The 21,943-nt window shown below is 44.8% G+C and carries 13 protein-coding genes; 11 read left to right on the plus strand and 2 right to left on the minus strand.

What is annotated here, in order from left to right; all coding sequences use genetic code 11:
* The first annotated feature begins 20 nt into the window (after positions 1 to 20).
* From AC0MA3_RS11775 to AC0MA3_RS11805, 7 genes are all read left to right on the plus strand, one after another.
* Positions 21 to 989: a glycoside hydrolase family 43 protein gene (locus AC0MA3_RS11775; protein WP_474656320.1), complete on the plus strand. Its 969-nt coding sequence runs from the start codon at positions 21 to 23 to the stop codon at positions 987 to 989.
* Between the two features lie 574 nt (positions 990 to 1,563).
* Positions 1,564 to 2,394 carry an alpha/beta hydrolase family protein gene (locus AC0MA3_RS11780; RefSeq protein ID WP_474656458.1) on the plus strand — a complete coding sequence of 277 codons (831 nt, stop codon included), beginning with the start codon at positions 1,564 to 1,566 and terminating at the stop codon, positions 2,392 to 2,394.
* A 243-nt stretch (positions 2,395 to 2,637) separates the two neighbouring features.
* Entirely contained in the window at positions 2,638 to 4,164 is a 1,527-nt protein-coding gene (locus tag AC0MA3_RS11785) for a tannase/feruloyl esterase family alpha/beta hydrolase (protein WP_474656321.1), read from the plus strand.
* Between the two features lie 72 nt (positions 4,165 to 4,236).
* Positions 4,237 to 6,708: a glycoside hydrolase family 3 protein gene (locus AC0MA3_RS11790; protein WP_474656322.1), complete on the plus strand. Its 2,472-nt coding sequence runs from the start codon at positions 4,237 to 4,239 to the stop codon at positions 6,706 to 6,708.
* Positions 6,709 to 6,727: 19 nt separating this feature from the next.
* Positions 6,728 to 7,870 (plus strand): pectin acetylesterase-family hydrolase, encoded by a 1,143-nt coding sequence (locus AC0MA3_RS11795; RefSeq protein WP_474656323.1) that lies wholly within the window; start codon positions 6,728 to 6,730, stop codon positions 7,868 to 7,870.
* 23 nt (positions 7,871 to 7,893) lie between these two features.
* Positions 7,894 to 10,257, plus strand: coding sequence for an alpha-L-rhamnosidase-related protein (locus tag AC0MA3_RS11800; RefSeq protein WP_474656324.1), 2,364 nt, complete (start codon positions 7,894 to 7,896; stop codon positions 10,255 to 10,257).
* Positions 10,202 to 11,593, plus strand: coding sequence for an alpha/beta hydrolase family protein (locus AC0MA3_RS11805; RefSeq protein ID WP_474656325.1), 1,392 nt, complete (start codon positions 10,202 to 10,204; stop codon positions 11,591 to 11,593). Before AC0MA3_RS11800 ends, AC0MA3_RS11805 begins: the two co-directional genes overlap by 56 nt.
* A gap of 65 nt (positions 11,594 to 11,658) precedes the next feature.
* Here AC0MA3_RS11805 and AC0MA3_RS11810 read toward each other — a convergent pair whose 3' ends face one another.
* Positions 11,659 to 13,341, minus strand: a complete 1,683-nt coding sequence (locus tag AC0MA3_RS11810; protein ID WP_474656326.1) for a sensor histidine kinase — start codon at positions 13,339 to 13,341, stop codon at positions 11,659 to 11,661.
* Between the two features lie 232 nt (positions 13,342 to 13,573).
* Here AC0MA3_RS11810 and AC0MA3_RS11815 point away from each other — a divergent pair, with 232 nt between their 5' ends.
* Positions 13,574 to 16,033 carry a glycoside hydrolase family 3 N-terminal domain-containing protein gene (locus AC0MA3_RS11815; RefSeq protein ID WP_474656327.1) on the plus strand — a complete coding sequence of 820 codons (2,460 nt, stop codon included), beginning with the start codon at positions 13,574 to 13,576 and terminating at the stop codon, positions 16,031 to 16,033.
* A 71-nt stretch (positions 16,034 to 16,104) separates the two neighbouring features.
* Here AC0MA3_RS11815 and AC0MA3_RS11820 read toward each other — a convergent pair whose 3' ends face one another.
* The gene (locus AC0MA3_RS11820) at positions 16,105 to 17,715 is read right to left on the minus strand and encodes a response regulator transcription factor (RefSeq protein WP_474656328.1); all 1,611 of its coding nucleotides are present in this window, start codon (positions 17,713 to 17,715) and stop codon (positions 16,105 to 16,107) included.
* A 211-nt stretch (positions 17,716 to 17,926) separates the two neighbouring features.
* On the opposite strand from AC0MA3_RS11820, the gene AC0MA3_RS11825 reads away from it, so the two are divergent.
* The 3 genes from AC0MA3_RS11825 to AC0MA3_RS11835 are packed head-to-tail and all read left to right on the plus strand — an operon-like array spanning position 17,927 to position 21,940.
* Entirely contained in the window at positions 17,927 to 18,859 is a 933-nt protein-coding gene (locus AC0MA3_RS11825; protein ID WP_474656329.1) for an ABC transporter permease, read from the plus strand.
* 11 nt (positions 18,860 to 18,870) lie between these two features.
* Positions 18,871 to 19,743 (plus strand): carbohydrate ABC transporter permease, encoded by an 873-nt coding sequence (locus AC0MA3_RS11830; protein ID WP_474656330.1) that lies wholly within the window; start codon positions 18,871 to 18,873, stop codon positions 19,741 to 19,743.
* Positions 19,744 to 19,786: 43 nt separating this feature from the next.
* Entirely contained in the window at positions 19,787 to 21,940 is a 2,154-nt protein-coding gene (locus AC0MA3_RS11835; protein ID WP_474656331.1) for a glycoside hydrolase family 3 N-terminal domain-containing protein, read from the plus strand.
* Positions 21,941 to 21,943 lie beyond the last annotated feature (3 nt).

The following is a 21,943-nucleotide window of genomic DNA, read 5'->3' on the forward strand; positions in this document are numbered from 1 at the left end:
AAGATGTGCAGGAGGTACACGTGCCCAATCCTAATGAACCATTGGTAAAACATATATACACTGCAGACCCATCAGCACACGTTTTCGAAGGTAAGCTTTATATATATGTTTCTCACGATTTAGAGAATAGTGTGCCTAACAGTTTAGACGGGGACCATTATGCCATGGAGGACTATCATATTCTATCTATGGATGATATGTCATCCGAGATTGTTAATTATGCTAACGTACTACATATGAATGATGTTCCTTGGGTCTCAAAACAAATGTGGGCACCTGATGCAGCTTATTATAAGGGGAAATACTATCTTTATTTTCCGGCTCGTGATCACAGTGGGATATTCAGAATAGGAGTTGCAACTGCGGATTCTCCAGTAGGCCCATTCCAGGCCGAATCAGATTACATGGCAAGGAGTTTTAGTATCGACCCAGCTGTATTTACTGATGAAGATAATCAAGCCTATCTTTTCTTTGGCGGTCTACGTGGTGGGCAACTCGAGAAGTGGAGCACGGGAAGTTACTTGCCGGATGGAGTGGAACCAAGCGAGAATGAACCGGCACTGGGTCCGCGAGTAGGGCTGTTAAATCAGGATATGCTTTCCTTCAAAGATAGTGTGCATGAAATTTCAATAGTTGATGAGCAGGGGCATCCCATCACTGCGGGAGATGAAGAGAGAAGATATTTTGAAGGCCCGTGGATGCACAAATATGAAGGGAAATACTATTTAAGTTACTCAACTGGCACCACACACAAAATTGTATATGCTATGGGTGATAGCCCTCTCGGCCCGTTTGTGTATCAGGGAACGCTGCTCAATCCTGTTATAGGATGGACCACACATCATTCTATCGTGAAATTTCAGGACAAATGGTATCTTTTTTATCATGACAGTTCATTATCTAATGGTGTAAGTCACAAACGTTGCGTGAAATATGCGGAGTTAAAATATAATGAGGACTTGACTCTCCAGCTGGTTGAATCATACTAAATTAGGTTAGCGTGCTCTAATGATTACAAGGTTATATGTTACAAAGTTGTTGGATTTCTGGATCACTATATGAATATATCTAATATACTGGGATATACTATTATTAGACCATTTAGGAAGAAAAGCTGCTGCTTATAAAAAACAAGATTGTACTCATAAACGAGGCAGTCTTGTTTTTATAAGAAATGAAGTATTGAACCTGATTTGGATATTTTTAGGTGGTTAGTAGTAATTAAAACTGTTTGCAATAAAAAAGTAGTAAACTGACGCAGTTCATATATAAAAAGCATGATTATCAAAACAACTCGAGTGAGTTGTTTTTTTGTGGCCAAAATAGGAAATTAATCGGCAATGGGACTAAGTTATAAGATTATTGATTCCAAGTTTACCTGATGATGCATTTGTTATACGAAAAAAATATTATAAACTGGAGGTAACAATAAAATTTTTAAAAAGAATATTACTTATTGTGGCCATTGTATTTATTGTAATTATTCTTGCAGTTGTGGCGGTTTTCTCATTTCTGTCATACCGCAATAATAATTATTATTAATTTGTAAAGACTGACAAGTCAATAGAAGCTCAATATACGGCACTTGGATCCAATAAGGTTTCATATTCTGAATTCGACGCAGAAAATAATAGCTATAAAAAATATGAGGTTTGGTATCCATCCAGAATGAAAGGTAGTTCTTCCGCATATCCTCACATTGTAATGGCAAACGGCACGGGAATCACGGCCTCAAAATATAAATCGGTTTTTAAGCATCTTGCATCTTGGGGGTTTATTGTAGTCGGAAATGAGGACGGAAATTTGAGAACGGAAGCTTCATCATCCGCAAGTCTTGACTTTATACTGAGTCTAAATAAAGACAGCGCGAGCGATTTCTATGAGAAAATTGATGTTGGTAACATTGGAATCGGCGGACACTCGCAGGGAGGTGTGGGAACAATAAATGCCGTAACCAATCAGAAGAATGGTAATTTCTATAAAGCCATGTTTACGGCAAGTGCCACTTCAAGCTACTGGGGACAGGAAAACGTATTCGGTACGGAATGGAGCTACAACATAGCCAAAATCAATATACCCTATTTTATGGATGCCGGTACGGGGAATTTTGATGCGGGAACAGCAGAAGACATAACGGCTACGGAAGGGCAAGGTATTACTCCACTTTGGTCACTTAACAAGAATTATACGAATGTTCCTGGTTCGGTAACTAAAGTTATGGCAAGGCGTGTAAACACTGACCACAGTGATATGCTGAATCATGCTGACGGATATATGACAGCTTGGTTTATGTATTGGCTGAAAAATGATCTACAAGCAGGAAAGGCATTCCTTGGTGACAATGCTGAGATCCTTACAAATGCTAATTGGCAGGACGTAGTGAAAAATCTCTAAATATACCTTCAGTTTTGAAGGTGCTAAACTTATAATATTACAGTAAAAAAGTGGTGCCGGAATTTGCTTCCGGTGCTTTTTTTGCTTTATGCCAAAAGATTTCCTGGAATGATCCTCCCAACTTTAAAAAGCGATACCTATGTTTGAATTCCATTATATTAACCTCCAAGTATGCAGCCCTATACTTAAGAAAGATCCTATGTCTGAATTCTAGCAAATCAAATTTTACAAGGAGGACTATACATGATAAAGGCAAACATCGAAAAAATTAATAAATTCCCGCTCATGGATGGGGAACTCACAAGTGTAGAATGGATGGAAAGCATAAAGACGCCAGACCCGAATCCATTGGGATTACACCTTGTGAATGGTGGTAGCTATTATAGAGTTATTATGAAATTACATCCGACGGAACAATCCAATATTACGGTGATGATGTATCTGCCGGAACCCGCAGCATGGAATGGGAAGTTCCTGGGGACTGGAAATGGAGGCTATGCCGGAAGTATTGCAGAAGGTGGACTCATGAATGGGATTGGCCGAGGCTACGCCACGGCTAATACCGACCTGGGAACAACACTGGATCCGGATGATTGTATCGGGCTTTCTGAGGTATGGATCGATTTTGGACATCGAGCAACTCATTTAATGACCGTAGTCGGGAAGCAACTAACTACATATTTCTATGGCAAAGCTCCGAAATATTCTTATTTTGCAGGAGGTTCTACTGGAGGACAGCAGGCTCTTTCCGAGGCACAACGATATCCGGAGGATTATGACGGAATCGTCTGTCTCTCTCCGGCTTTTGACAGAATCAGACTGCACAGCTTCTTCATCTGGAATTGGCAGCAGCTTCATGGACGAGAAGAGGCTACATTTACTCCGGAACAGGCGCAAAGATGGAAAGACAGCATTGTACAAGTATATGGAAAAGCCTGCGGGAGCAATGAGGATGATGCATTTTTGGCTTATCCCGGCGGTGTTAAGGGGAATCCGATGGATGATCCTGCGCTGCAGGAGGCCATTGAGGAGCAATTGACAGCAGGCCAGAAAGAGGCGCTGCGATTAATGTATGACGGACCCAAAGACCCGGTTACAGGTGAGCGTATTATTGCACCGTTTCTGCCTGGTTCGGAGACGGAAAGTTTAAGTCTGGTTGATATGAGTAATAAGGAGTTCTTTTCACGCGGATTCTTTTTTCCGTTCCGATGGATTTGGGGCAAGGATTATAATTTTATGAAATTTGATTTTCATAAAGATCTGCAGGAGGCAATCACACAACTGAGTCCTATACTGGATGCGACCAATCCGGATCTCGATACATTTAAAGCACGTAATGGAAAGCTGTTGGTCGTTGGCGGCAGTGTAGATGCTATTATCCCATATACAGGATTCTTGGATTATTACCACAAGGTCATTGCAGAACAGGGGGGATTGGAAGAGACGAAAGCATTCTTCCGTTTCCTGTTGATGCCAGGTTTTTCGCATACAGTGGGGGGGCCCGGTGTACAAGAGGTGGGAATAGTAGGGCTCACAGCAGTTCCGCAGGATCCGGAACATGACGTCATTTGTGCCTTGGAGCAGTGGGTGGAGCAGGGGGTCGCACCGGAGAGGCTGCTGGGGACCCATTTTGAGAGAGGTAGTGCTGGACTGGAGTTTGATCACGCAAGACCGTCTTATGTTTATCCTTACGTAGCTAAATACACGGGAGGCGATCCTAAAAATCCGGAAAGCTATTGCCCGGTGGAAGATGCGGAAGCATATGAATAAATCGAAGAAATGATATAAAGCTGTATCTGATGATTCAAAAATACATGGTGAAAAGGAAGAGGGAGATCAGAAGTGCATGATGTAAAAATGGAGCAATATGAAATTGACCATATTCAGAAAGTAAGAAAGCTGGCACCGGAGTGTATGGTGCTGCTGAAATCGGATGGTAGCTTCCCGTTGCCGAAGGCTGAGCGAATCGCCTTGTACGGCAGTGGTGCGAGACGGACGCTCAAGGGAGGAACTGGCTCCGGTGATGTGAACGTCAGAACCTACACTACAGTGGAACAAGGGCTATTGAACGCCGGAATTGAGATTACTACGAAGAATTGGATGGATGCCTACGATAATATCCGGGCAGAGGCGCGTATCAAATTTCGAGTATGGCTCAAGGAGAAAATCGCTTCTGAGGGGATCGACACGCTGATGGAGACGTTGAGCATCGTCATGCCGGAGCCGGAGTATGATCTTCCGCTCGACGGAGAAGGCGATACGGCAGTCTATGTCCTTGCACGAATTTCCGGAGAAGGTGTGGACCGTCAGGAGGTGGCCGGAGACCTGATGCTGAGTGAGACTGAAATCCGGGATATTGTGCAGCTGGAAAAGCAATATCGTAAATTTATATTGGTTTTGAATGTTGGCGGTGTAGTGGATTTGTCGCCGTTGGCTGGACAGGTAAGCAATATCCTGCTTTTATCCCAGCCGGGTATGACCGTAGGAGATTCCTTTGCGGATGTACTGCTGGGTAAAGCTTACCCATCCGGAAAGCTGGCTACTACTTGGGCTGCCTGGGAGGATTATTGTAAAGTGGGGGATTTCGGAGACCGCCATGATACACATTATCGCGAAGGCATCTATGTGGGCTACCGGTATTTTGATTCGGTAGGGAAACAGCCCCTGTTTCCTTTTGGCTTCGGACTTGGATACAGTACTTTTTCTATTATCACTGGAAAGCCCCGGCTGCAATCAACTACTGTGACAGTGCCTGTAACTGTAAGGAATACAGGCATACATCGTGGCAAAGAGGTGGTACAGTTATATGTTTCTGTGCCTGAAGGAAAGCTGGATCAGCCCTATCAGATGCTGGCGGCTTTTGAAAAAACCTCCGAATTGGCACCAGGAGAAACCGCACAGCTGACTATGAAGTTCACAATGGAAAGTCTTGCATCCTACGATGCAGAAGGCAACTGCCGGATGCTGGAGACGGGAGATTATATCCTGCGAATTGGCAACAGCAGTCGCAATACTGAGATCGCTGGCGTGGTAAGACTGGAAGATACAGTTGTCGTTGAGCGGGTTAGTCATGTGGGGGGCCGTTCGGATTTCATGGACTGGAAGCCGGAGAAAATGAGAACAGACCGAAGTAATCAGGTAAGCCCTAATATGTTTTTCCTTACCGCCTCTGCTTTTGCACCTGTCACGCATGCCGCCCCAAAACTGGATGAGAAGGCACTGGCGCTGGTGCAGACGCTGAGCGATAGAGAACTGGCCCATCTATGTACTGGAGGATTTGTCGGTGAAGGCAGCAAGAGCATCATTGGTGATGCAGCGATAACGGTGGCAGGCGCGGCTGGGGAGACGACCAGTCTGTTTATTGAGAAAGGTATCCCTCGGCTGGTAATGGCAGACGGCCCGGCGGGCTTACGGTTGAGCCGGCAGTATGGTGTGGATGAATACGGTATCTTTTCTGTGAATCCGGAGAAAGACGAGAATGATCTGGAGCTATTGCCGGAGGCGCTGCTCCAACAGGTGCTTGCTGCCTTCCCCGACGCAGTGAAGCCTGAGCGCAAAGGTGAGCTTTATGAGCAAAATTGCACGGCTATTCCAGTAGGGATAGCACTGGCACAGAGCTGGAATCCGGCACTTAGCCAAGAGTGTGGGGACATTGTAGGGGAAGAGATGGAGCGGTTTGGCATACATCTCTGGCTGGCACCAGCAATGAATATTCACCGAAGTCCCCTTTGCGGCAGAAACTTTGAATATTTTTCAGAAGATCCTCTGATCAGCGGGATAATGGCGGCAGGCATCACCAGGGGAGTCCAAAAGCATCCGGGCCGGGGCGTTACCATCAAGCATTTTGTTTGTAATAATCAGGAAACCAACCGTTTCTTTTCTAACAGTGTAGTTAGCGAGAGGGCACTTCGTGATATCTATGCGAGGGGCTTTGAAATCACTGTGAAGGAGTCAGCGCCGCTCGCTGTGATGAGTTCATACAATTTATTGAATGGGGAGCACACCTCACAGAGATATGATTTGATGGAAACTCTGCTTCGGGAGGAATGGGGGTTTCAGGGAATCGTCATGTCAGACTTTATTTCTGGCGATCAGGTGGTGCCGAGTGAAACGAACAAACATGCTAAGGTCTGCGCATCCGGTAGTATTGCAGCGGGCAACGATATCATGATGCCTGGAGGAAAAGCCCATCTAGAGAATATGCTGAGTGCACTGCAGGATAAGGAGGCTGCTTATCCGCTGACCAGAGCAAATTTGGAGAGATGTACTTCAAGAATGATTTCTATAGCATGGAAGCTGGCAGGGAATAATTAGCGGCGAGAGGCGGCAGGATATGCACAATATTAAGTTGGAACCATGGGAGAAGATTTCGGATGAGGTCCGGAAGTGGCTGCCCATCATTGAGGAGAAAAAATATCCGGAGATTCCAGAGGAACCGAAAACGGGCAAGCTTTACCGTATGTATCCCGAAGGAGCTTTCGGTGGGAATGGTAGTCGTTTTCACGGTATTTTGCGACTGGGAAAGAAGACGGATAAGCTGTTGATTTTTTTTAATGGCGGCGGAGTATCCTGGAACGAGTACACTGCGGCCAGACCCAACAGTTTGTTCACCACCCATTTACCCGACAGATACTACTTTAATAACACGGATTGGATGGGAGACTATGCTCTAAACCATAGTGTATTTGCTTCCAGGGAAGACAACCCCTTTCAGGAATGGACCATCATCAATATCCCTTATTCCACCGGGGATTTCCACTGCGGGACCGGAGGCTTCCCCTACACTGCCCTGGATGACACTCGCCGAAAGCTGTCTCATCACGGCTATCTAAACACCATGGCCTTGTTGCGAATGGCCAAAAGGTGGGTGAAGAGCCCTGAGACCTTGTTAATTGCAGGTGTCAGTGCCGGAGGCTTTGGGGTGTCGCTTATGGCAGAGGATGTAATCAGTGAGTTTCCAGAGTGTGAAAATATAACATGTGTTGTAGACAGTTCTTTATTGCTCAAGAAGGACTGGAGCCTTGTAGCAAAAGATGTATGGCAAAGCCCGGAGCATATCTGGAAACGATTGACGGGGGATAATATTACCCTCGATTCCTATACAGCCCTGTATCAAAAATTTGGTGCCAGGTTGAAATACCTGTTTGCCAGTTCTCCCCGAGATGCCTTGCTGGTTCAAGCTCAGAATGCTCTAAATGGCAAGGGACAATTCTTTGATAAGGCTAGTGGGCAGCACTATCAGAGTACCTTGAGAGAAATGTGCAGCAAGCTGCTCGAACGAATTCCCACAGCAGGAATTTTCATTTTTGAGCGTCCAATGCACGAACAGGAATATCAGGATGCGGAACTGACCATGCACTGTATCCTGGATTCTGCACACATGTTTGAACACAGGGAAGATGGGAAGAGTGCTTGTGAGTGGATATTAAGTGCGCTGGATGGTCGGGTTGAGCGGATCGGACTGGGGTACCTTTAATTATTTGCAGTAAGGGGGGGAAGATGATTAAAACGAATTGGGTCTGGATTCCAGGTTGGGAAGCTGAGGACAAGGAAGAACCGAGGATCATCTATTTCCGCAAGCAGATTGAATTGAGTAAAGTTCCGGAAAAACTGGAAATACAGATATCGGCTGATTCGAGATACAAGCTATATGTGAACGAAAACCTGATTGAGATTGGACCGAGCAAAGGTGATCATCAGATTTGGTATTATGACACCGTAGATTTGGCAGAACATCTTATAGATGGGAATAATATTCTGTCTGTTATTGTTCTCCGCTATCCGATGGAGCATACGAAAGGCAGTAGCGGGATATTTCGCACACATACACCAGGGCTCTATTTCGCAGGAAAGTATGTGGATGACAATGGAGATGTTGTCAGCCTATCTGCTGACGAGAGCTGGAAATGCTTAAGAGAGTCAAGTATTAAGATATTACCGGAGCAGATGGGATGGGCACCTTTATATATTTTAGAGGAAGCATCCGGCAATCCAGATACTTTTGGATGGATGAAGGAAGATTACCAGGATAGTAAATGGCAGTCAGCAGAGGTGATAGGGTGGCAAATTGTGATAAATAAAGCGGGTAGTCCTGGTAATCTTCAAGCCAGGACAATACCCTACATGAATAAAGTTCCAAGAAAATTTGAGGGTCTCCTTGCAATCCGGGATTCAAAAGTAAAAGAATCGGAATGGAACAAAATGTTAGCAGGAACGGAAGCTATTACCCTTTTGCCGCATTCAAAAGAAGTTGTTGAAATCAATGCCGGAGAGTTGATGACTGGATTCCTTAGGCTCTCTGTAATAAATGGGAAGGGGACTAAAATCAAAATACTGCAGTCCGAGGGATACGTTCTACCAGAAGAACCGAATACGCCCAAGCTCTCTATGCCGAAAAAAGGAGATCGTCTAGACTATAAGAATGGACAGCTGAATGGATTAACGGATACCTATGAAGTAGTCGGGCTAGGTCGAAACGGCGAGGCAGAGACGTATGAACCCTTTTGGTTTCGGACCTTCCGCTTTATTCAGCTTGAGATCGTTACAGCGGATGAACCCTTAACCATTACAAGCTTTGATTACAAGGAAACAGGATATCCTTTGGAAGTAAAAACATGGGTGAAGACCTCTGACGAATCCATGCAAGCCATTTGGAACATCAGTGAGAGAAGTTTGAGAAGATGTATGCATGAGACGTATGAAGATTGTCCCTTCTATGAGCAGCTTCAGTATGCGATGGATGCCAGATCACAGATTCTGTTTACTTATACGACCTCTGCTGATGATAGATTGGCACGTAAGTGCTTTGATGATTTTCGTAGATCCAGGCGTTATGACGGCATGATTAACTGTTCCTACCCAAACTATACTCCTCTTGTTATCCCTGGTTTTTCTATTTATTATATTATAATGCTTTATGACCATATGATGTACTTCGGCGATAAAGAACTCCTTCATTCATACCTGTCAACGGTTGACGGAATTCTGGAGTACTTCCATAGACATCTAACCCCGAAAGGTATCGTAGATAAAATTGGTGGGATTTTATTCCGGGATGCCGCTTGGTCCTTTATCGACTGGACTGCCCAGTGGAATGAAACCAATGGAGTTCCAATTGCATCCCTATCAGGGCCAATCACTATGGAAAGCTTGCTTTATATCATGGGTCTTGAACATGCTGCGCAAATCGCTGCCTTTGCCGGAAGAGACGCAATAGCTGACGAATATATAGCGCGGGCAGGAGCAGTAAAGGAAGCAGTAAGGAAATATTGTCTGGGCAATGACGGTATGATCCAAGATGGGCCTGGTATCCATGAATTCAGCCAACATTGCCAAGTATTCGCCATTTTAACAGATACACTTGAATTGGAGCAAGGCAAAGCCAATCTCTTAAAGACCCTTCAAAACAAACATGACTATCCTCAGTGTTCCGTCGCTATGGCGTACTATCTGTACCGTGCTTTAGAAAAATGCAATCTCTATGATTATACCAACGAGCTATGGAATGTATGGCGGGATATGGTAAACAATAATCTGACTACATGTGTAGAAGATCCGGTCGGGCAGAGAAGCGATTGCCATGCCTGGGGAGCTTTGGCCCTGTATGAGTTGCCAGCAGTAATACTCGGGGTCCGCCCGATAAAGCCGGGGTTTGAAGAGATGGAAGTGAAGCCGGTGCCTGGACACTTTACTTGGGCTGAAGGAGAAGTGATTACTCCTAAGGGTATGGTGAAGGTCCAGTGGAAGAAATCGGGAGAGGGTATTGAACTTCAGTATCAATTGATTGAAGAAGTGAGGGAGGAAACATATGAAACCGGAAAAGATGGATATGGCAAAGGTACTGGCCATGCTGGCACAGCCTAAGGAGGCACCGGCACCTTTGGAGAATGTAGAGAGAAAACGTCTGGAAATCCCTTATATCACTAAAGAAAAAAAGGTTGAGCGGCGCCCGGTCCGGCTGATCACGCCCAAAGGGGTTGCTTCTCCGCTGCCTTTGATTTTTGTTCCCCATTATGAAATGGGAGAAGATGCTATGGAACTGCGGACATATCTGCAAAAGGGATGGGCGGTTGCATCTGTGGTGGAATTCGATAATAAATATAATGCACAACTGACAGACGATGATCTTGTATTTAACAATGCGGCTTTATACACACTGCGTAACTTGCCGGAGATTGACCGCAAGCGGATTGCGGTGGTGGGAGGCAGTGCAGGAGGTTATATGTCCTTAATGCTTAATGCTCTGCAATTAGGCATTTGCTGCTCTATTGCCAATTGTCCCATTACGAATGTTTATTTTAATTTTTATTGGTATTTTATGGAAGCGAATCGGCTGAATCAGAAGGCACTTGAGGAGATGTCCAAGGACAATACTCACAACGAAGAAAAGAAGGATATGAATCCCATGGATGTAATGAAAAATGTGATGGGTCTGCCATTACCTTTTTTGGCTGGCTTATCGGGATTGTTCCTGCCCATTCTACGAAATTTCCCGGACCCGCAAGATATGGCAAGATGGGAGGCACTCTCACCGGTGACTCTGGCAGAAATGTTCTGTAATCCGCTCGTTGTAAATCATTTCACCTCTGATGTATTGGTCCCCGTTGATCAAGTATCCAAACGGTTTACTTATGCAAATCCTGGAGATTCACTTCCAGATTCTTTCAGCACCAGGCTGCCTGGAGATATCGATGGTAAGCTGGGATATTCCCTAGAGGAACGTCTTCCGGAAGCGGAGACAAGAATAGAATGCATTCCAGCCCTGGATGCTAATAAGGATGGTGTTCTACCCTATGCAGCAAATAAAAGATTTAATCTGAATATCTATGATGAAGGCCCTGTAGAAGGGTATGGCAGTCACCGTATTCAGCCGGGAACAGGCAGGCTTGATGATACTCCCTATCTGGAGGAAATGCTGTCCATGACCTCAGCAAAGACGAATGTGCTGACAGCGCAGAAGCTGCAGCTTTTGCTCGAACGGTATCAGGGAAAAAGCATTCAGTTACCGGCGCATGAAGGCGTAGATGATGAAGTGTATGGTTCTTTAAAGGTTTATCGCATTGAGGTAGTTGAGGAACTGACGGCATGGAAGAAGGACAATGGAGAATATGCATGGAAAGCCGTTGAAAAAGAACTGCTGGATGCGCAAGCATATGCCGCCTATCGGGAAGAACTTCAGAATCTGATGGATTTGTTTTAAATATTATTAAAAGGGCAGTAGATCAAATGGATCGCTAGATCCAAATGTCTACTGCCTTTTTTTGATCACAACTCAGGAGAATGGCTGGTCGCCCTGGGCCATCTCAGCTCAATGCGAAGTCCACCGAGTTGGCTTGGCGTCATAATCAAACTTGCTTTGGGGCCAAGTTGGATCAGCATACGTTGTCTTATGTTCCATAATGCGCAGCCCATGGAATCATCCAGCGGCTGTTCAATGCGATGCATCAGATTTTGAATTTCTTCTATGCTCATACCGTTTCCGTCGTCTTCTACAACAAGGCAGAAATGGTCGTTATCGCTGGTACCGGATATAAGGATAAGTCCGGCGCTTTGCTTCTTCTCTATGCCGTGTATAACGCTATTCTCGACCAGCGGCTGAATCAGCAGCTTAGGAATCGGTATAGTCATCATAGAATCTGAAATTGTTATTTGTGTTTGAAGGCGCTGAATACGTAAACTCTGGATATTAAGATAATTGCGGACCACCCCAATTTCCTTTTCAAGCGTAGTGAGTGGATTGTTGATCCTGGTGGTATAACGGAAATACTCTGCCAGGTTCTGGGTCATAGCATGTACAGCTTCATCATTACCCATCCGGTTCATATTGTTTATGAAGAAGAGGCAATTGTACAAAAAATGCGGATTAATTTGCGCTTGCAGCTGTTTTACCATGGCTTCCCTGGAGATGATTTTTTCTTTATATACATTTTCAATCAAGTCTTCGATTTGCTGGGCCATATGATTGAAGTTGTGATAGAGGATAGCAAATTCGTTGTTGCTCGTTTTACTGATCCGGTAAGAGAAATCGCTCCTTTGTAAATGACGGACACCCTTCAGCATAGTTAGAATTGGCACTTGAACTTTCCGGTAGAAGAATAGAAGCGTTATCATTCCAGATGAAAATAACAAAATACAGGTCAAGTAAAAAAACAGCTGTGTCCTTTTAATGGGCTGTAGCGCATTGTCCAAAGGTACATAATCCACCATATACCAGTCCAAGGTCTCTGATTTTAAATAACTGACCATATAATCTGTATTACCGGCTGTCAACAGCTCCGTTCCTTCACTTTGATTCTGCATTTTTGAAGATATAGTAGTGACCAGTTCGTGTATTAGATGGGTATGAGCGGAACGATTGGCGATAATAAGGGGATCAGAATAATAAAAAAAGGGATCGTTGTTTTCCATTTTGGCCGAATCCAGTATATTCTCCAAATTAGCCAAAGGAAAGGTGACGCGAACAGTATAATGCAAATACCTGCGGTACATTGAAAAAGATTTTTGCAAATCTTCCAATATCCATTGTCCTTCTGCCAAATCAGCTGGCGGGAGATTTTGATTCTGAGATGACCCTACCCATTTCTTCAATAGAGGGGAGTAAATGTTAAGCTGGACATTCCAACCTTGGGTAAAGCTTTGCAGCTTCATTTTATCCGATAGATCGAGCATGAGCTGATCCCTTTCATAATTATTCATCAGATTTACTGATTTCAGCAGGCCCATTTTAGAGTCAGTATCCAGTGCAACAGACAACATATCCAATTGCTTGACATTGTAATCTATCGAATTAACAAGAACCCGAAGCCGGTTTAGATTGTTTGATTGAATATCATGTTTCACAGTGTCAAGGCTAGTCTCAACTGTATAGGAATACATCAGCAAGACAACCAAAGTCGAGAGTGTAATGATAGCTACAGCGCTGATAAAGGTGCGGTATTGTTTTAACATAACAACAATCCTTTTCGAAGAGGTACCTCCATTATAAAAATTCAGATTTCAGATGGCAACAACGAACCCGGTAGAGGTTTGGAATAAGTTATATAAATTGATTATTCGTTATTTAATGAGAGAGAAGGTGTTATTAAAATAAAATAGAGTACGTTCATGAAGATCGTATGAAATGTATGTTTAGTTGAACAAATAGACATAAAGAGAATAATAGAAGGTCGGAGGAATGTATATGAGCAAGCTTGTAAATGAGAGTTCCATTCCGGTTTTACTGAGCGAAATGTCGCCGAAAGAAAAAGTGGATCTGCTGACGGGAGGCAGCTTCTTTTCTTCATTAGAGATGCCTCAATATGGTATTCCGCAGATACTGTATTTGGATGGGGCTACCGGAGTCAATTTGTTGCAGTATGTCTTAGAACTATCTAGTGTAATGATGGCGTCGCTTGCTAAAGATGTGACTGACAATGATCAGGCTAAAGAGGAGGCAATTAAGGAGAATACAGCAGAAGCTTCCGGCGGGCAGGATGATACTTCAAATAATGAAAGCGGTGCTTCATTTATGAAGGTGGTTAAACTGATTACCAGCAATGCTCTGCTGCCTGAGGAAATGCCGGACAAGATGAAAGGTATGATATTGGAATTGCGTAAGAAAATTAACAGCATCCGGCCAAATGGGGAAGAACCTGGCTGTTTTCCTCCCGGAATGTTATTGGGTGCCACTTGGGAGCCGGAGTTAATATATAAGGTTGGGGAGGCTGTAGCCAGAGAGGCAATGGCTTATGGAGTTGATGTCCTGTTAGGGTCGCCCAACACCAATATTCACAGAGATCCCCATAATGGCAGGTTATTTGAATCCTTCTCTGAAGATCCTTATCTCAGCAGCCGCATGGCACCGGCTTTTTCTAGAGGCGTGCAGGACCAGGGAATGGTGGCTAATGTTAAGCACTTTGCGGCTAATAATCAGGAGACTCTGCGTCAGGGGATTAATGAACTTATTTCGGAGCGTGCCTTAAGAGAAATTTACCTGCCCGGATTTGAGGCCACTGTAACAGAGGGGGGCGTTGAAACGGTGATGAGTGCGTATAACTCCATAAATGGTATCCCTTGCTCACACAATGAATGGCTGCTTACAAAGGTGCTTAAAGAGGAATGGGGCTTCGCAGGTCAAGTGGTGTCAGACTGGGGCGGTGTATATAATCAGGTGGAGGCTTTGAGGGCTGGAAATGACATGGATATGCCGGGACCCAGAGGAAAGGAAAAATTGTATCATGCAGTGGAAGAAGGCATAATTACAAGGGAGCGTCTGGACGATGCAGTGAGCAGAATGCTGAAGCTCATCTTGAAAACACCAAAATTTAATGGGAAGAAATACACCCTCATAGACAATGAAATTTCCAGAGAAGCAGCCTACAATGCTGCGGTAGAAGGAATTACACTGTTAAAGAACGACGGATTGCTGCCACTGACAAAAGGAACCAAGCTTTCGTTATTCGGCAGGTTGACCAATCGTTTTATGGAGTCAGGTTCCGGCAGCGCTCAGGTAGATACAAACAAATTCACCAGCCTTCCCATCGAGGTTTCCAGGTACACTGATTGGGTTGCAGTAGATGAGATCAATCAGGACACAGAGGTTGTAGTCATTACGGCAGGTGCTTCAGGCCAGGAGGGTAAAGACCGTCCGAGTATGGAATTTGACGCAGAAGACCGGAGTATGCTGCGGGCCACCATCGCCAAAGCCAAGGCAGCGGGAAAGAAAATGATACTTCTGATGAATGTGGCGGGACCGGTAGAACTGGGTGAATTTCTGAATGATATTGATGCGCTGGTCTGCGTGTTCTTCCCGGGAATGGAAGGGGCCAGGGCGGTGGCGGATATCTTGTTCGGCACAGTCAGCCCTAGTGGAAAGCTGCCGCTGACTTTCCCGAAAACCTATAGAGACTGTCCGTCCAGCATCAATTTTCCTGGTGAATTCGGGCAGGTAGTTTATGGAGAGGGGATTTTTGTGGGGTACCGGTACTATGACTACAAGAACATTGATCCTCTATTTCCATTTGGTTTCGGGTTAAGTTACAGTAAATTTTCCATTACGGACATTAAGGTGTCAGAATCAGTCTACAACAATGCCTCCGCGACCCCGTTAATTGTCTCGATGACAGTAAGAAATGAAGGTGCTATGGCAGCTAAGGAAGTAGTCCAGCTGTATGTTCGTGATATGAAGTCCACGCTGCTAAAACCGGAGAAAGAGCTCAAAGGGTTTGCGAAGGTTAGCTTGGAGCCGGGGGAGCAAAAAACAGTAGAAATGAAGCTGATGCCCAAGGCCTTTGCGTCTTATAATACAGACTTTAAGCAATGGACAATGGAACCTGGAGATTATGAGCTGCTGGTGGGGAATTCTTCCCGGAATATTAGCGGATCCATAAAAGTGACTCTGAAAGGTAAAAACCCGTATGGTTGCTCCTTAAAGTCTACAATAAGTTTTATTGCAGGAAATAAAGAGGCTTGCGGAATCTGTCAGGAGGTTCTGGGTGAGCGCTTTATCATTTCCAAGCTGAAGAGCCAGGCTGATTATTTTGCAAGTACACCACTGGAAAAATATCTGGAGAATTCATTGAATGGTTTTGACAAGACATCCGAAGTGTGGCGTGAGCTAATGAAGAAACTGGACGAACGGTTGGGAGAAGTGAGGATGTAAAAATCGTCCGTTCAGCTTGAATTAATATTGTTCTTATCCCGGTCATTGACCGGGATTTTCTTGTTTGCTTTTTAACGGTTACGGTACTCCAGAGGCGTCGTACCAAAATGCTCTTTAAAGATTTTAATAAAATGGGGAGTAGCCTGATAACCCAGTTTGTCGCTAATTTCAGTAATCTTCAAGTCCGTGCTCCTCAGAAGATGAATGGCACATTCCATCCGGAACTTAAAAATATAATCGCCAATCGTTTCATTCATGGCTGTTTTATATATTTTTGAGAGATACACAGGATGGAGTCCTACATGGTCGGCAATAATTTGCAGGGAAATCCCTTCGGACAAATGTTCATGGATGAACTGACGGACTTTTGTTGCAATCTGCTGATGTGCATTTTCCAATTGAGCCGACGTTCTTGCCTTGAGAGAAGCTATCATTTTACTGGACCATTCATAAATCCGTTGTCGGGAAAGATGCCCCTTCTTGTGAAGCAATAATTCAAACTCGGGTCCCATCTGTTCATAAAGACTGGAACCCTCCGGCTGTAGACAGAGGGTAAATGTGGAGGAAAGGTACAGCAGCACTGTAAATAATTGATCCTGGGAAAGTTCTGGCGATGCTCCATGTGTTTGATCGTCGATAATGAGCAAATCGTCAATCTTGACGAGTGCCTCGTCCCAACTGCCTGAATCCAACAGTGACAGGAGTGTAGGCGGAGCATTTAACTTGTTAATAATAGAGTTCGGATGCTGATCGTAATTTGCATTAATGGTAAGAAAGAAGCTCTTGTTGTTTCCTACATTCCGGTTAATAGCGTTAATTGAAGCCAGATATAAGCTTTGCAGGTCGTCAGGAAACCTGGCGATGTTGCTCAGGCAGATGGAGAGCGAGCCTTTGAGGAATTTTTGCACATGATTCTGCAGCTTCACTGCAAACGAGTCTACAAGCTGTAAAGCGTCATTCTGGTTACCCTTAATGAGAAAGACCAAATACCCCTGATCAGTGACGCAATGCCATAGACTAAACAGCTCCTGAAACACTTCTTCGGCAATATTCGTCACCGCATATTCAAGGAGTGATAAGGATTGCAGGTCGTATCCCGAGAAATCTTCCTCCATCCGGACAACCATCATCATATAGGGGTCATCGAATCGAAAGGGAACATCTACAAGTGTCAAACGTTCTTCCAATACCTCCTGGCGGATACTCTTGTTTTTGAACAGGTCATTAAGCAGCTTGGATCGTAATAACGGAAGATTCACCTCAAGTGTCTGCTTGATGCGTTGGAGGGAAATTACCTCCTTCCATTCCTCTTCCACCAGTTGAATCGCTTTCTTAACGGAGTTTATTAATTCTTCATAATCTATCGGCTTCAGTAAATAATCCAGAGTCTGATAAGTCATCGCTTTTCGGGCATACTCAAATTCGTCATGCCCCGATAGAATGATGCAGCGGATTTTACGGGAATAGTGCTGCATCACTTCAATTAATTCCAAACCGGACATTTCGGGCATCTGGATATCTGTAATCATGATATCAATGGAATGCTTGGAGGCAATGTGAAGAGCTTCTTTCGCCGAATAGGCACAATGCACTTCTTCAATTCCGTAATCCTTCCAGGGCACAGTCAATGACAGACTATCTACGACTGAAGTTTCGTCGTCAACGATAAGCAGTTGGTACATGTTCTGATTCCTCCGATTGTTTGCTAGGCTCCAGCATCAGCTCAAGGTAACCCCATTATAAGAATCCTTATAACGTCTTGCAATGTCTATAGAATAAATTCGACTATAAATTACAAATGCGTTATGCATGTTTAGATTGCTTTATATCAAGCTGAAATGCCCGTACCTATAATGAACATATGATATGAATCAAAGTAGGAGGATTTAGACTATGGGTATGAACACTGCTGTTGCTTCAAAAAAATCAAGACAATCCAGACAAAAGGGTACATGGGGACTATACCTTATGCTTCTCCCTGCGGTGGTACTGACGGTCATTTTTGTGTATGCACCGATGAGCGGGCTGTTAATGGCTTTCCAGGATTATAAACCCCATCTGGGAATCGCCAAGTCTCCGTGGGTCGGACTCGACCAGTTCAAGTTTCTGTTTGAGTATCCCGACAGTCTGCAAGTCATTTGGAACACCTTAAAGATCTCGCTTCTCAAATTAATTTTTATCATGTGCAGTACTCTTGGTTTTGCACTGCTGATCAATGAAGTGAAGCATAAATTTCTGCGCACATCGGTTCAGACCTTTGTGTTTCTCCCTCACTTCATTTCCTGGGTTGTGCTTGGCGGCGTATTCATTCAATTGCTCAATCCGGAGTATGGAATGGTAAACCAACTGCTGCAGGCTCTGGGTTTCGAACCGGTGTTCTTTCTGGGCAGTAACCAGTGGTTTGTACCGACCGTCGTGGTGACGGAGGTCTGGAAGGAATTCGGGTACGGGTCGATCATCTATCTGGCAGCCTTGGCAGGCATCAATCCTGCACTATACGAAGCTGCACAAATCGACGGAGCCGGAAAACTCAAACAAATGCTGAATATCACTCTCCCCAGCCTGGTCCCCACCGTGTGCGTCATGCTGACCATCAGCCTGGGGGGCGTGCTTAATGCAGGGTTTGATCAGATTTTTAATCTGTACAATCCGCTGGTCTATGAAAGCGGGGATATTATTGATACCTTTGTGTACCGCATCGGCTTGATCGGAGGAAATTTCAGTTTCGGAACGGCAATAGGTTTGTTCAAATCTGTGGTGGGTCTGATCCTGATCCTGGGTGGATACCGCCTCGCATACAAATTAGCCGGATACAAGATTTTTTAAGGAGTGAAGTTATGCATACAAAAGCGAAATTTAATACCTTTCAATTAATCAATAGTGTAGCCATGATCGCACTGGCGGCGATCTGCGTTCTGCCGTTTGTCCATATTTTGTCGGTATCCTTAAGCTCCAGCGCCGCGGTTTCAGCGAATCAAGTTACCTTCTGGCCGATTGGGCTGAACTTTAATTCCTATAGTAAGGCGATGGAAGACAGCCAGTTAATAAGCTCGCTCTGGGTATCGCTGCAGCGGACCGTTTTGAGTTTGACGCTGGGACTGCTCATTAACAGTATGGCAGCATATGTGCTATCCAAAGGCGGCGGACGCAGCGGAATTGCGGGCTATCCCTTGTTTGTCGGATTCTTTATCGTGTCAATGCTCTTTAACGGAGGGATGATTCCCACGTATCTGGTAGTAACGAAGATTGGCCTGTATAACTCAATCTGGGCGCTAGTTTTACCTACAATGGTAAATGTATTTAACATCATTTTGATTATGAACTTTTTTAAGGCTTTGCCGAAAGAGCTAGAAGAAGCAGCTTATATTGACGGTGCGGGGCACTGGAAGGTGTATCTGAGAGTGATGCTTCCCTTGTCGCTGCCGGTTATGGCAACCGTGGGGCTGTTCACCGTGGTAGGGGTATGGAACGAATGGCTAATGGGACAACTCTATATGAAGCCTGATAACGTCCCGCTAAGCACCTTCTTAAAAGCAGTGATTTCCATGCCAAGCATTGATGTGAATAACGCGAAAGAAGCGGCGAAATACAGTTTCGTGTCGCTCACTTCCGCTCAAATCTTCATTGGTGCGCTGCCGATTCTGCTGATCTATCCCTTGCTCCAAAAGTTCTTTACCAAAGGGATTGTGATCGGTGCTGTGAAGGAGTAGGGTAGCTAATATTCAAAAATATCGATTTAAGCAGGTGGGATTATTGACGAATAACTTTGAGCATAAAATTCAAGCCTTGTTAAAGAAGATGACTGTTGAGGAAAAGGTGGGTCAGCTTCAACAGTGTGGTCCCTCTTTAGTAGGAGCGTTTGATGTAAGCTTTGAAGAACTGGTCAACATGGTGTTCGACGGTAGAATCAGTAAAGCCGAGTTTCAGAACATGATGGGCAACGCTAAACAAGATTTTCATAAGGAGGATTTACGTGCAGGGAAAATCGGTTCTTATAACGGAATTAATGACGCAAAAACTTCGAATGAACTTCAGAAAATAGCGGTAACCGAAACCCGCTTGGGTATCCCGCTTTTATTTGGTTACGATGTCATTCATGGATACCGTACGGTTACACCTATCCCGCTGGCGGAAAGCTGCGCATGGGATCCGGAGCTTTGGCAACAAACAGCGAGAATGGCGGCGGAAGAAGCAACTGCCGGAGGCGTTCATATGACCTTTGCTCCGATGGTAGACGTATCCAAGGATGCCAGATGGGGCCGTGTCAGTGAAGGTGCTGGAGAAGATGTATTGCTTTCTTCGCTTTATGGTGCTGCGAAGGTGAAAGGATTCCAAAGTAATGATTTGACAAATACAGATGCTTTGGCGGCCTGTGTTAAGCATTTTGCGGCTTACGGAGCTGTGGAAGCTGGGAAAGATTACAACCGGGTGGATATGTCCATGCAACGTCTATTCGAAGAGTATCTCCCGCCATTCGAGGCTTGTGTTAAAGCCGGTGCCAAAGCGGTCATGCCGGCCTTTAATGATATTAACGGAACTCCGTGTAGTGTGCACCCTTGGCTGCTCACGGATGTTCTCCGCAAGCAGTGGGGATTTAACGGTGTAACAATTAGTGATGCTAATGCAATTGCTGAATGTGTCACTCATGGAATTGCAGAGAATAAAGCTGATGCCGCCAGGCAGGCCATTAAAGCCGGACTCGATATCGATATGACTTCAAATGTGTACAGTGAATCATTGGCTGGGCTGATTGCTGAAGGCAAGATGGATGTTGAGGTCCTGGACAGAGCTGTAGCTGATGTACTGAGAGTCAAATTCGAGATGGGGTTATTTGATCATCCTTATCGTACATCTGAAGAACGCGAGAAAGATGCCATGCTAAAGCCTGCTTACCGTGCATTGGCCAGGGAAGCTGCCGAAAAATCAATCGTTCTGTTGAAAAATAACGATGTGCTACCTCTGAAACAAGGGATGAAGGTAGGTATTTACGGTGAGTTGGCCAGGAATCGGGAGGAAATGACAGGTGCCTGGGCCATTAAAGCAAACGGTGAGGACTGTGTGAGCCTGATCGATGCTTGCCTGATCCAAGGCATTGACTATATTTACTTCGATGATCATACAGCCATCCCGGAAGATTGCGAAGTTTATGTAGCCGCTGTCGGAGAAATGAAGAATCAGAGCGGAGAAGCGGCCAGTCGTGCTTCAATTGAGCTGTCAGCAAAACAAATTCATCAGTTGGAAACATTAATCAAAACCGGGAAACCGGTAATCGCCATTCTGTTTAACGGAAGACCCTTGGCAATCCCGTGGGTAGCGGACAATGTACCGGCAATTATTGAAGCCTGGCACCCGGGCGTCGAAGCCGGGAATGCTCTATTGCATATATTGTTCGGCAAGGTGAATCCATCAGCCAAACTAACCACCACTTTCCCTTATTCCAGCGGGCAATGTCCGGTGTATTATGCACATATAAATACAGGACGGCCAGGAGGGAAGAGCAAATTCACCTCTAAATATTTGGATACACCGCTTACACCCGTTTATCCTTTCGGATATGGCTTAAGTTATACGACGTTTGTCTATTCGGATCTTTTTGTGAGTAGGGAGGAGGAAGGTGTCAAGGTAAATGTTAAGGTGACGAATACCGGACATCGTGAGGGAATTGAAATTATTCAATGCTACATCCGGGATCTTGTGGCAGCACGGGTACGACCGATAAAGCAATTAGTTGATTTTGCAAAGGTATCCATCCAAGCGGGAGAAACAAAAGAAGTCGTTTTTCAATTGTCCTATCAAAAACTGGGCTACTACGACGCGAATATGAACTATGTTGTAGAAGAAGGTGAGTTTGCGGTCTATGTTGGTGGGAATTCAGTAGATTGTCTGTCCGACAAGTTTCATTTATAACAA

The organism is Paenibacillus sp. LS-5, from assembly GCF_056121505.1.

Excerpts from the sequence above, each read along its gene's own strand:
- AC0MA3_RS11795 (WP_474656323.1), top strand. The coding sequence starts at position 6,728 with ATGCACAATATTAAGTTGGAACCATGGGAGAAGATTTCGGATGAGGTC.
- AC0MA3_RS11800 (WP_474656324.1), top strand. The coding sequence starts at position 7,894 with ATGATTAAAACGAATTGGGTCTGGATTCCAGGTTGGGAAGCTGAGGAC.
- AC0MA3_RS11810 (WP_474656326.1), bottom strand. The coding sequence starts at position 13,341 with ATGTTAAAACAATACCGCACCTTTATCAGCGCTGTAGCTATCATTACA.
- AC0MA3_RS11820 (WP_474656328.1), bottom strand. The coding sequence starts at position 17,715 with ATGTACCAACTGCTTATCGTTGACGACGAAACTTCAGTCGTAGATAGT.
- AC0MA3_RS11815 (WP_474656327.1), top strand. The coding sequence starts at position 13,574 with ATGAGCAAGCTTGTAAATGAGAGTTCCATTCCGGTTTTACTGAGCGAA.
- AC0MA3_RS11825 (WP_474656329.1), top strand. The coding sequence starts at position 17,927 with ATGGGTATGAACACTGCTGTTGCTTCAAAAAAATCAAGACAATCCAGA.
- AC0MA3_RS11785 (WP_474656321.1), top strand. The coding sequence starts at position 2,638 with ATGATAAAGGCAAACATCGAAAAAATTAATAAATTCCCGCTCATGGAT.
- AC0MA3_RS11805 (WP_474656325.1), top strand. The coding sequence starts at position 10,202 with ATGAAACCGGAAAAGATGGATATGGCAAAGGTACTGGCCATGCTGGCA.
- AC0MA3_RS11830 (WP_474656330.1), top strand. The coding sequence starts at position 18,871 with ATGCATACAAAAGCGAAATTTAATACCTTTCAATTAATCAATAGTGTA.